At 74.1% G+C, this 11,624-nt stretch carries 8 protein-coding genes; 6 read left to right on the top strand and 2 right to left on the bottom strand.

The window, feature by feature from the left end; translation table 11 throughout:
• Positions 1 to 245, top strand: a 245-nt coding sequence (locus tag ABT300_RS24305) for an LAETG motif-containing sortase-dependent surface protein (protein WP_351679315.1), incomplete at its 5' end; no start/stop codon positions are given.
• Positions 246 to 297: 52 nt separating this feature from the next.
• Here the strand turns inward: ABT300_RS24305 and ABT300_RS24300 are convergent.
• Positions 298 to 1,248, bottom strand: coding sequence for a bifunctional DNA primase/polymerase (locus tag ABT300_RS24300; RefSeq protein WP_351679312.1), 951 nt, complete (start codon positions 1,246 to 1,248; stop codon positions 298 to 300).
• Between the two features lie 204 nt (positions 1,249 to 1,452).
• On the opposite strand from ABT300_RS24300, the gene ABT300_RS24295 reads away from it, so the two are divergent.
• The 5 genes from ABT300_RS24295 (at position 1,453) to ABT300_RS24275 (ending at position 6,476) form a co-directional block, all read left to right on the top strand.
• The gene (locus ABT300_RS24295) at positions 1,453 to 2,358 is read left to right on the top strand and encodes a bifunctional MaoC family dehydratase N-terminal/OB-fold nucleic acid binding domain-containing protein (protein ID WP_351679310.1); all 906 of its coding nucleotides are present in this window, start codon (positions 1,453 to 1,455) and stop codon (positions 2,356 to 2,358) included.
• Positions 2,355 to 2,750 (top strand): MaoC family dehydratase, encoded by a 396-nt coding sequence (locus ABT300_RS24290; protein WP_351679308.1) that lies wholly within the window; start codon positions 2,355 to 2,357, stop codon positions 2,748 to 2,750. Before ABT300_RS24295 ends, ABT300_RS24290 begins: the two co-directional genes overlap by 4 nt.
• Positions 2,747 to 3,916, top strand: coding sequence for a lipid-transfer protein (locus tag ABT300_RS24285; RefSeq protein ID WP_351679306.1), 1,170 nt, complete (start codon positions 2,747 to 2,749; stop codon positions 3,914 to 3,916). The genes ABT300_RS24290 and ABT300_RS24285 overlap by 4 nt, the downstream gene beginning before the upstream one ends.
• 213 nt (positions 3,917 to 4,129) lie before the next feature.
• A complete protein-coding gene (locus tag ABT300_RS24280) occupies positions 4,130 to 4,678 on the top strand; it encodes a SigE family RNA polymerase sigma factor (protein WP_351679304.1) in 549 nt (182 codons plus the stop codon).
• Positions 4,679 to 4,796: 118 nt separating this feature from the next.
• The gene (locus ABT300_RS24275) at positions 4,797 to 6,476 is read left to right on the top strand and encodes a long-chain fatty acid--CoA ligase (RefSeq protein ID WP_351679302.1); all 1,680 of its coding nucleotides are present in this window, start codon (positions 4,797 to 4,799) and stop codon (positions 6,474 to 6,476) included.
• A 368-nt stretch (positions 6,477 to 6,844) separates the two neighbouring features.
• On the opposite strand, the gene ABT300_RS24270 is transcribed toward ABT300_RS24275, so the two are convergent.
• A complete protein-coding gene (locus ABT300_RS24270) occupies positions 6,845 to 11,377 on the bottom strand; it encodes a PAS domain-containing protein (RefSeq protein ID WP_351679300.1) in 4,533 nt (1,510 codons plus the stop codon).
• Between the last annotated feature and the right edge of the window lie 247 nt (positions 11,378 to 11,624).

Raw genomic sequence — 11,624 nt, 5'->3', positions numbered from 1 at the left:
TAATTCTTCCGGCGACCACGGAGATCTCCACAACTAGCTCAACACTCTTCCCCAACACGTCGCTCTTCCTTTGTGTGGCCGCGTTGTCGCCGGCGGGCGGCGGCGACCGGCTGGCCGAGACCGGTGGAGGCGACGGGACCACCGTGATCGCCGGCGCCGCCGCCGGGCTCGTCGCCGTGGGCGGCGGCATCGTCCTCGCGCTGCGCCGACGGTCGGGCGTCCAGGGGCAGCGCTCCGGAGGCTGACCGGCGCCGCGCCGACGCCAGCGCCGACGCCCCTACCGCCGCCCGGGCGGGCTCACGGGGCCGGGCGGTGTGCCGTCATCCGGGCGGCCGACGCGATCGTCCCCCGGGCCTCCCGTGCCGTCAGACCGGTGTGGACGGCCGCGGTGACCAGATCCTCGGTCAGTTCCGTGCCGATGCCGTTCTCGTGGGCCCGGCAGGCCGCCCAGAACAGCCGGGTGTTGCGCTGCCCCTCGTGGGCCGCCAGGACGAACTGGATCAGGCCCCGGCCGTGCGCGCCGCCCGCCGGAGGCCGTCTGCCCGGGCGGGCGGCGCGCGACGGCGGCGGGACGAGCAGCCGCAGCAGGGAGGGCGGGCAGGGCGCCGGCGGGAGGTGCACGCTGCCGGGGTCGGCGGAGTAGACGCCGTGGGCGGTGCGGGATCCGGGGCCGACCAGGTAACCGCCGGCGCCGCGGATGTCGATGCCGGGGGCGAGCCGGCCGGCCGAGTTGGGGACGACGACGTCCGGCGGCCCGGTGAGCCACAGGTGCCGTCCGCCGGACGGTGTGAGGACGACGACCGTCGGCGGGATCGTGAAGAGGTGCCGCAGGGCCAGTTCGCGCAGGGCCGCCGTGGAGTCCGTGCCGGACTTGGTGTCCAGGTCGACGCCGACGAGGTGGTGCGGGGGCAGCCCGCAGGCGATGCCGTACCCGGTGGCCCAGGGGGCGGCGGCGAAGAGTTCGCGGATGCGGTCGGGGTCGGTGGTGGCGTCGTACACGCCGTGACCGGGGCGGCCGCACTCGCCGTGGCAGGGCGGGGCGGCGGGGCCGTCCGCGGGGCCGCCGCCAAGGTCGCCGGGGGGTTCGTCGCGGCGTTCGGTGTGGTGTTCGGCGCGGTGGGGGGAGCGCAGGGCCGGGAGCTTGGTCCTGGACAGGGGGATGACGGCCAGGCCGCGTTCGGCGGCCGACAGGGCGTGGGCGAGGGCCAGCGTGGTGGCCTGCCGGGGGAACCGGTCGGTGGTGGCCATGCCTCCATTGTCGTACACATGTTCGAAATAAGGAAGAGGAGGCGAGATGGGGCGAGGTGGGGCGAGGCGCCGCATGGAGCGGGCGGGATGCGCTGCCGCGCCGGTGACCTTGACAGGACCGGGTATCTGACGGACAGTCAGAAACCGTTCCGTCACCGGCAGTCCTCACGCCTCTCCCGCCCCGGTCCTGGAAGGAGTGCGGTCGTGGACGACGACGATCTCCACGCACGGCTCAAGGTCTACGAGGGCCGTCCCGCCGCGGTCGCCGGCACAGGCCGGGACCCCGTCAACGCGCCCATGATCCGGCACTGGTGCGAGGCGATGGGCGACCTCAACCCCGCGTACACCGGTCCCGGCGCGATCGCCCCGCCCACCATGCTGCAGGCGTGGATCATGGGCGGTCTGAGCGGTCACCAGGGGCGCGCACAGGCCTACGACGAGCTGCTCGCCCTCCTCGACGAAGCGGGCTGCACCGCGGTGGTGGCCACCGACTGCGAGCAGGAGTACCTGCGTCCGCTGCGGCCGGGCGACGAGGTCGCCTTCGACACGGTCATCGAGTCGGTCTCGCCGCGCAAGACCACCAAGCTGGGCGCCGGGCACTTCGTCACGACACGGACGGACGTCCGGGTGGCCGGCGCGCTCGTCGGCACGCACCGCTTCCGCGTCCTCAAGTACGCCCCGGCTGGCCGGACTTCACGGCCGCGCGAACGCCGTCCCCGTCCCGTCGTGAACCGCGACAACGCCGGTTTCTGGGAGGGCGTCCGCGACCGCCGCTTCCTCATCCAGCGCTGCGCCGGCTGCGACACCCTCCGCTTCCCGTGGCTGCCCGGCTGCAACGCGTGCGGAGCGGCAGAGTGGGACGTCGTCGAGGCCGGCGGCGAGGGGACGGTCTTCTCGTACGTCGTGATGCACCACCCGCCCTTCCCGGCGTTCTCCCCGCCCTACGCGGTGGGCCTGATCGAGCTCGCCGAGGGCGTCCGGGTCATCAGCGACGTGGTGGACGTCCCGTACGACAAGGTGCGGATCGGCATGCCCGTGGAGCTGGAGTTCCGCACGTACGACGACGAGTTGACGCTGCCCGTGTTCCGCGCGCGGGAGGGAGCCGTATGAAGGCCGGTGACGTGCTGCCGCCGCTGGAGATCGACATCACCCGCACCCTCATCGTGGCCGGCGCCCTCGCCTCGCGCGACTACCAGGACGTCCACCACGATCCCGAACTCGCCCGGCAGAAGGGCTCGCCCGACGTCTTCATGAACATCCTCACCACCAACGGCCTCGTCGGCCGCTACCTCACCGACTGGTTCGGCCCGACGACCGTGCTGCGCAAGGTGGCCATCCGGCTCGGCGCGCCCAACTACCCGGGCGACACCATGGTGTTGCGGGGCCGGGTCGAGGAGGTCGACGGGGACACCGCCGTGGTGCGGGTCACCGGGGACAACGGCGTCGGCCGCCATGTCACCGGCACGGTCACGCTCACGGTGCCGGCGGGCGGCGCGCGATGAGCGTGCGGGAGCGCGACCGCCTCGGCGGGCTGGCCGCAGTCGTCGGGATCGGGGCGACGGAGTTCTCGAAGGACTCGGGGCGCAGCGAACTGAGGCTCGCGGCGGAGGCGGTACGGGCCGCACTGGACGACGCGGGGCTCGTGCCGGCCGACGTGGACGGCATGGTGACCTTCACGATGGACACCAGCCCGGAGATCACCGTGGCGCAGGCCTGCGGGATGGGCGAGCTGTCGTTCTTCTCGCGGGTCCACTACGGCGGCGGGGCGGCCTGCGCGACCGTGCAGCAGGCGGCGCTGGCGGTGGCGGCGGGCGTGGCCGACGTCGTCGTCTGCTACCGCGCCTTCAACGAGCGTTCGGGACGCCGCTTCGGCTCGGGGGTGCAGCGCCGGGAGCCGTCGGCGGAGGGCGCGGCGCTCGGCTGGTCGCTGCCGTTCGGGCTGCTCACCCCAGCGTCCTGGGTGGCGATGGCGGCCCAGCGCTATCTGTACGCCTACGGGCTGACCGCGCAGGAGGCCTTCGGCCCGGTGGCCGTCACGGCCCGACGGCACGCGGCGGGCAACCCGGCCGCCTACTTCCACGGCCGGCCCATCACCCTCGCCGACCACGCGGCCTCCCGCTGGATCGCCGAACCCCTGCGGCTGCTGGACTGCTGCCAGGAGACCGACGGCGGTCAGGCCCTGGTCGTCACCTCGGTGGAGCGGGCCCGCGACCTGCCGCATCCGCCCGCCGTGATCGCCGCCGCGGCACAGGGGGCGGGCCGGGCCCAGGAGCAGATGACCAGCTTCTACCGCGACGACCTGACGGGCCTGCCGGAGATGTCCGTGGTCGCCCGCCAGCTGTGGCGGACCTCCGGACTGGCGCCGGCCGACATCGACGTGGGGATCCTGTACGACCACTTCACCCCGTTCGTGCTGATGCAGCTGGAGGAGTTCGGCTTCTGCGCGCCGGGCGAGGCCGCAGGCTTCGTGGCGGAGGACCGGCTGCCGCTGAACACTCACGGAGGCCAGCTCGGCGAGGCCTACCTGCACGGCATGAACGGCATCGCGGAGGCCGTACGGCAGCTGCGGGGCACGTCCGTGAACCAGGCGCCGGGCGCCGCGCGGGCCCTGGTGACGGCAGGCACCGGCGTGCCGACCTCGGGCCTGGTGCTGGTCTCGGACGGCTGACCCCCCGATCCCGGCGCTCCGCGCGCGAGGCCGGGGCCACCGCTGGGAGTACCTGGGCGAGGGTCGGGCGTCCCGGGGGCATCCCTGACGGGTGGAGACGGCTCGTCCACCTGTAGGAGGTGGGGCAGGCACCACCCCTACAACCTGAGAGGGACGCCTCTTAGGGACCTGCGGCCGATCCCCCGCCGGGCAGCCGAACCTAGCGTGGAAGCCATGACCACACTCGTCTGCACCAGCGCGTCGAACGGCAGGACGCGGCCCGCACCGTATCCGTCCTTCGCGTCCTACGTCAGAGCACGTCAGCCGGTGCTGCTGCGCACCGCCAGGTCGCTGACGGCGAACCCGAACGACGCGGAGGACCTGCTGCAGACCGCCCTCGCCAAGACGTACGTGGCGTGGGAGCGGATCGAGGACCACCGCGCGCTCGACGGCTACGTACGCCGTGCCCTGGTGAACACGCGCACGTCGCAGTGGCGCAAGCGCAAGGTCGACGAGTACATGTGCGACGAGCTGCCGGAACCCGAGCCGGTCACCGCCGGGAACGACCCGGCCGAGCAGCAGGCGCTGCACGACGCGATGTGGCAGGCGATCATGAAGCTGCCCGCGCGGCAGCGCGCGATGGTAGTCCTCAGGTATTACGAGGACCTCAGCGAGGCTCAGACGGCCGAGGTCCTCGGCGTCTCGGTCGGCACCGTGAAATCGGCTGTGTCTCGAGCGCTCGGCAAGCTGCGCGAGGACCCTGAACTGGGGCTTGTGCGATAGCGGGCCGACGTGGTCTTTTGACCGGAGCTTGAACGTGATCTGATCGATCACCGCCTCCTAGTGACATACCGCGCGGTATGTGCGCAGAATCAGCACAACCGTTACCACCGCGTAGGCAATGTCGCCGCCCTGGGAGGACGCCGTGCTGAGCACCATGCAGGACGTACCGCTGCTGATCTCGAGGATCCTGACGCACGGGGCCACGATCCACGGCTCGTCGCAGGTGACCACCTGGACCGGCGAGGGCGAGCCGCACCGTCGCTCCTACGCCGAGATCGGCGAGCGCGCCGCCCAGCTGGCGCACGCCCTGCGCGACGACCTCGGGGTGTCCGGCGACGACCGGGTCGCCACCCTCATGTGGAACAACGCCGAGCACGTCGAGGCCTACTTCGCCATCCCGGCGATGGGCGCCGTGCTGCACACCCTCAACCTGCGCCTGCCTCCCGAGCAGCTGGTGTGGATCGTCAACCACGCCGCCGACAAGGTGGTCATAGCCAACGGGTCGCTGCTGCCGCTGCTCGCCCCGCTGCTCCCGCACCTCGCGTCGGTCGAGCACGTCGTCGTCTCCGGACCCGGCGACCGCTCCCTCCTCGACGGCTCCCACGCGCGCGTGCACGAGTACGAGGACCTCGTCGCGGGCAAGCCCACCGTCTACGACTGGCCCGAGCTGGACGAACGCCAGGCCGCCTCCATGTGCTACACCTCGGGCACCACGGGCGACCCCAAGGGCGTCGTCTACAGCCATCGTTCGATCTACCTGCACTCCATGCAGGTCAACATGGCCCAGTCGATGGGTCTGACCGACGAGGACACCTCGCTCGTCGTCGTCCCGCAGTTCCACGTCAACGCCTGGGGCCTGCCGCACGCCACCTTCATGACCGGCGTGAACATGCTGATGCCGGACCGCTTCCTGCAGCCCGCGCCGCTCGCCGAGATGATCGAGAGCGAGAAGCCGACGCACGCGGCCGCCGTCCCCACCATCTGGCAGGGCCTGCTGGCCGAGCTCACCGCCAAGCCGCGGGAGGTCTCCAGCCTCACCCAGGTCACCATCGGCGGCTCGGCCTGTCCGCCGTCCCTCATGACCGCCTTCGACGGACTGGGCATGCGGGTCTGTCACGCCTGGGGCATGACGGAAACCTCCCCGCTCGGCACCATCGCCCGTCCGCCGGCCCACGCCATCGGCACCGACGAGGAGTTCGGCTACCGCCTCACGCAGGGCCGCTTCCCGGCCGGCGTCGAGGCCCGTCTCACCGGCCCCGGCGGCGAACGCCTGCCCTGGGACGGCGAGTCGGCCGGCGAGCTGGAGGTGCGCGGCGCCTGGATCGCGGGCGCCTACTACAACGGCCCCGACGCCGAACCCCTGCGCCCCGCCGACAAGTTCAGCGAGGACGGCTGGCTGAAGACGGGTGACGTCGGCACGATCTCCCCCGACGGCTTCCTCACCCTCACCGACCGTGCGAAGGACGTCATCAAGTCCGGCGGCGAGTGGATCTCCTCCGTGGACCTGGAGAACGCTCTGATGTCCCACCCGGACGTCACCGAGGCCGCCGTCGTGGCCGTCCCGGACGACAAGTGGGGCGAGCGCCCGCTGGCCACCGTCGTCCTCAGGGAGGGCTCCACCGCCGACTTCGCGTCCCTGCGCGACTTCCTCGCCGCAGAGGGCGGCATCGCCAAGTGGCAGCTCCCCGAGCGCTGGACGATCATCGAGGCCGTCCCGAAGACGAGCGTCGGCAAGTTCGACAAGAAGGTGCTCCGCAGGCAGTACGCCGAGGGCGGCCTGGACGTCACGCGCCTCTGACCCGAGGACGGACGCCACCCGCCGCCCCCTGAACCCCACCCGCCGCCGAACCTCGTCCCCTGCCCCGGGCCCCTGAACCTCCGACCCCGGGCCTCCGGCCTTCGACCCCCGGCCTTCGGTGCCTCCGCCCCCCGACCCCTGACCCGCTGATCCGCCCGTCCGGCGGCTCGGCGGGTCGCGGGCGTGTCCACCGGCTGCGGACGGCCGCGGCGGCCCGGTGGGCGGTCAGGGGCGCAGGGACCGGCGCGCGCACGAGTCCCGGCACGGGTGCCCCGCCGACGCCCCGGATCGGGGAACGGCAACGGCAGCCGTGCATCCCAATCCCCTGGGCGCTGCCGCCGCCTGAAACGGGACTCTCGACCCCCGCCCTAGTTGGTGCCGATCCGCGCCAGCAGGTCCACGATCCTGGTCTGCACCTCCGGGCTGGTCGAGCGCTCGGCCAGGAAGAGGACCGTCTCACCCGACGCCAGCCGCGGCAGGTCCGCCTGGTCGACGGCGGCCGTGTAGACGACGAGCGGGGTGCGGTTGAGCTGTCCGTTCGCCCGCAGCCAGTCCAGGATCCCGGCCTGCCGACGATGGACCTGCATCAGGTCCATCACCACCAGGTTCGGGCGCAGCTGTCCCGCGAGCGCGACGGCGTCCGCGTCGCTCGCCGCACGCGCCACCTGCATGCCGCGCCGCTCCAGCGTCGAGGTCAGCGCGAGGGCGATCTCGGCGTGCTCCTCGATGAGCAGCACCCGCGGCGGATGCTGCTCGCTGTCGCGCGGCGCGAGCGCCTTCAGCAGGACGGCGGGGTCGGCCCCGTACGCCGCCTCGCGCGTCGCCTGCCCGAGTCCGGCCGTGACCAGCACCGGCACCTCGGCGGCGACGGCGGCGGTCCGCAGCGACTGCAGCGCCGTGCGGGTGATCGGCCCGGTCAGCGGGTCCACGAACAGCGCCGCCGGGAACGCGGCGATCTGCGCGTCGACCTCCTCGCGCGAGTGCACGATGACCGGACGGTAGCCGCGGTCGCTGAGCTCCTGCTGGGTGCCGACGTCGGGCGCCGGCCACACCAGCAGCCGACGGGGGTTGTCCAGCGGCTCCGGCGGCAGCTCGTCGTCAAGCGGCTGCGGCCGCGGCGGATCCGCCACCTCGACGGCCCCGCCCGGCCCGTCCAGCGGTTCGGGTCCCTCGGCGGCGTTCTCGTCCGGGGCTCCTATGGCGTACGACCGTCCGGCCCCCTCGGTGCCCGTCCCACCGGCCACGAGCCGCGACTGGCCCGCGAGGGACGGCTGGGACGGCTGTGGCTGCTGCTGTGTCGACGGGACGGGAGCGGGCGCCGGCGAGGGCATGGGCGCCGCGACGGCGTGCGGGGCCGGAGCCGTCGGCGCCTGTTGCGGGCCGGGCTGCGGGACGGCGCCCTGCTCGGCCGACGGGTGCGGCCGGGCCGTCTGCTCCGGACGCGTCGCCGGGTCGGGCGGAGTCCCCAGCTTGCGGCGCCGTCCGGAGCCGCCGGGAGCGTGCGGGGCGGGGGTGCCGCCGGCGGCCGGCTGCGGGGCCGGCAGGCCGGGCTGGAGGCGCTGCGCCGGCTGAGCCTGGTGAGCGTGCTGGACCTGCTGGACCTGTTGGACCTGGGCGGCCTGCCGGGTGAAGGGCACGCCTTGCCCGAGCGTTCGCACGCTGATGGCCCGCCCCTGCGTCGAGTCGGGGTCGACGGGCAGGGCCTCGGCGGGCAACGGCTGTGCCGCCCGGGGCTGTCCGACGACGGCTTCGGGCGGAAGCGGGGTGCCGCCGCCGGGGGTCGACATGGCCGGCCCGGCCGGGGACGCCGCCGCGGGCGCTTCGGCGGGCAGCGGCAACGCCTGCCCGGGCGCCGGCTGCGCGACGGGCCCGGCCTGCACACCCTGCGGCTGTGCCTGGGCCGGGACGGCTTCCGCGGGCTGGCCGACGGCCCGTCGCCGGCGGCCGGTGGGCGCGCTGGTCGGGTGCGGCTGGGGCGGCGTGTGGTCGTCGGCCTGGTCGTGCGGGACGGCGTCGTGACGTCCATGGTCGGCGCCGGCGTCCCCGAAGGGACCCGCGGCCGGACCGGGCACGGGCGGCTGTGCCTGCGCCGGAACCGGAGCCTGCGGCGGAACGGGCGCCTGCGCGGCGGCCTGGACCATGCCCGGAGCCTGCATCACGCCCGGAACCGGTACCGGAACAGGACCGCCGGGCTGCGTCTGCGCAGGGACCTGCGCCTGAACCTGTCCCTGCGGCTGCCCCTGGACCTGTGCCGGTCCGACCGCGTGCGCCATCCCGGGACCGTCGGCGAGGCCGACGCCAGAAACATCGGAAACGGGACCGCCGACAGGACCGCCGGAAACGGGACCGGTAACGGATCCGGAGCCGGAAACGGGGTCCATGCCGGGAACAGGTCCAGAAACCGGGCCGGGAACAGGTCCGGGAACAGGGCCGGGAACGTTTCCGGCGACGTCGTCTGTCGTCCGGTCCGCCTCCGCGGGCGGCAGGGCGAAGACCGTGCGGGGCCCCGCCTCCTGCGCGGCGGCACGCTCGTTCGCGGCGGCCAGGGCACGCCTGCGGCGCCCGGTCGGCTGGCCGCTCTCCGCCTGGGCGTCGCCCTGGGAGCCCGCTCCCATGCCCGGCCCGGGCACACCCGTCCCCGGGACGACCGTACCCGCGTTCGCGCCCGCAGCACCGGGGACCGCCGCCTCGGCCGACGGGCCCGCGAGGGCCGGCAGCGCCGGCGGCAGGGCGTTCTGCGCCTGCTGACCGTCGGGCGCCTGCAGGGCCCGTCGTCCGTCCGGAGCCGGGACGCCCTGCGGCGGAACGGTGCCGCCGAGTCCCGTCCCCGAAGCCGCCGTCCCCGCCGCGTGCTCCGCGGCCATGACGACCGCGCCCTCGCTCACCCCGGAGTCCGCCCCCGCCACGGCGAGCTCGGCGGAACGCCCGCGCCGCCGTCCGGTCCCGCCGGAGCCCTCCGGCCCCTCCGACTCGGCCACCGCCGGCGGCAACTCGCCCGGCGTCTCCACCGCGGGCGCGCCACGCCTGCGCCGCCGTCCGGTCGGAACCCCCGCGTCGGGGTCGGCGACGCCCTCCGCCTCGGGGACGTCGCTCTCCAGGAAGGCGTCCACGGACGACCGCCGGGCCCGCCGCCGCCCACCGTGGCCCTGCTCGCCCCGGCCCTCGTGCTCCACGGCGCCGTCGCCCACCGGCAGGGCGGGCAGCGCGGCGGCCGGCGGCGGCGCGACGGCCCCCGCCCCACCGCCGAGCGGCACCTCGAGCACGTAGGCGCTGCCGCTCATGCCCGGCACCTCGTGCGTCTGCAGCACGCCGCCGTGGGCCCGGACGATCCCCCGCACGATCGGCTCGTGCACGGGGTCGCCGCCGGCGTACGGCCCGCGCACCTCGATGCGCACGACCTCGCCGCGCTGGGCGGCCGCCACCACGACCGTGTTGTCCATGTAACCGCCCGCCGAGACGGGCGCGTTGCCGGTGGCGTCGACGCCGGCGACGTCCGCGACGAGATGCGCGAGCGCGGTCGCGAGGAGCCGCACGTCCACCTCGGCCTCGATCGGCGGCGCGTGCACGGCGAACTGGACCCGGCCGGGCCCGATGAGCTCCACTGCGCCGTCGACGCCCGCGGCGACGACCGCGTCGAGCATCACCTTCGTCCGGACGACGGTCTCCGCGCCGGTGTCGAGCCGCTGGTACCCGAGCACGTTGTCGATCAGGGTGGTGATCCGCGAATAGCCGGCGGACAGGTGGTGCAGCACCTGGTTGGCCTCCGGCCAGAGCTGCCCGGCGTCGTCCGCGGCGAGCGCGGCCAGCTCCCGGCGCAGCTCGTCCAGCGGTCCGCGCAGGGACCCCCCGAGCAGGGTGAGCAGCTGCTCGTGCCGCCCGGCGAGCGCCTCGTACCGGTCCTTCTCCCGCTCGCCGAGCGCGGCGTAACGCTCCTCGCCGGCCGCGATCTCCTCCTCGTGCAGCTCGCGCAGCTCCTCGAGTTCGACGACGTGCTGCTGGCGCAGTGCGGTGAGGTCGGAGGCGTGCTCCTCGGAGAGCTTCTCCAGCTCCTTCGCGTGCCGCTGCTCGACGGACTCCTTCTCCTCCGCCAGGGCGTCGTAGGGCCGGCGGTCGGTGAAGGTCATGACGGCGCCGACGAGTTGGTCGCCGTCGCGCACGGGCGCGGTCGTCAGGTCGACCGAGACCCGGTCACCGCTCTTGGACCACAGCACCTGGCCGCGCACCCGGTGCTTGCGCCCGGAGCGCAGGGTGTCGGCGAGCGGCGACTCGTCGTACGGGAAGGGCGAGCCGTCCCCGCGCGAGTGCAGCACCAGGGTGTGCAGCTCCTTGCCGCCGAGATCGCTCGCCCGATACCCCAGTATCTGGGCGGCGGCCGGGTTGACGAGGACGATCCGCCCGTCGGTGTCGGTGCCGACGACGCCCTCGGCCGCGGCCCGCAGGATCATCTCGGTCTGCCGCTGCGAGCGCGCCAGCTCGGCCTCGGTGTCGACGGTCCCGGAGAGGTCGCGCACGACGAGCATCAGCAGCTCGTCGGAGGCGGAGGAGTAGCCGTAGCCGTCGTAGGCCTGCTGACCGTTCTCCAGGTTGGCGCTGGTGACCTCGACCGGGAACTCGGTGCCGTCGGTGCGGCGGGCCATCATCCGGGTCGGCTTGGTCCGGCCGCGCGGGTCCATGTGGTCGGGGCGCCGCATGGACCCCGGGATGAGCTTGGAGTCGAACTGCGGCAGCAGATCGAGCAGCCCCCGCCCCACCAGAGCCGTACCCGGCGTCTCGAACGCCTCGAGCGCGATGGTGTTCGCGTTGACGACCGTCCCGTTGGCGTTGACCAGCACCAACGCGTCGGGAAGCGCGTCGAGTATGGCTGCGAGGCGAGCAGCGCCTCGGGATGGCCTGCTGCTCACGAGTCGCTTCCTCCCTGTTACCGCACTCTGCCGACCGCTCGGGCCATATTGCCAACCGGTCCGCAGCGTGTCACGCGAGGGAGTCTAAGGGCTGGGGTCCCGCCAGTGACGCCGGATGAGAGCGACCTCGCACGACGAAGTGACCCAGAACGTATGTCCTGGCTCGACGTGACCGGTCCCCGCGCACGTCGGCCCGCTCCGATCGCGTTCCCGGCGCCGCCCGACTTCGCGGGACCTCCGTGCGACC

The sequence above is a fragment of the Streptomyces sp. NPDC001027 genome (genome assembly GCF_040299045.1).
Lineage (GTDB): Bacteria > Actinomycetota > Actinomycetes > Streptomycetales > Streptomycetaceae > Streptomyces.
This window is presented reverse-complemented; position numbering and strand designations above follow the sequence as displayed.

Coding starts and splice junctions, on each gene's coding strand:
- ABT300_RS24300 (WP_351679312.1), bottom strand. CDS start 1,248: ATGGCCACCACCGACCGGTTCCCCCGGCAGGCCACCACGCTGGCCCTC.
- ABT300_RS24290 (WP_351679308.1), top strand. CDS start 2,355: ATGAAGGCCGGTGACGTGCTGCCGCCGCTGGAGATCGACATCACCCGC.
- ABT300_RS24285 (WP_351679306.1), top strand. CDS start 2,747: ATGAGCGTGCGGGAGCGCGACCGCCTCGGCGGGCTGGCCGCAGTCGTC.
- ABT300_RS24280 (WP_351679304.1), top strand. CDS start 4,130: ATGACCACACTCGTCTGCACCAGCGCGTCGAACGGCAGGACGCGGCCC.
- ABT300_RS24275 (WP_351679302.1), top strand. CDS start 4,797: ATGTCGCCGCCCTGGGAGGACGCCGTGCTGAGCACCATGCAGGACGTA.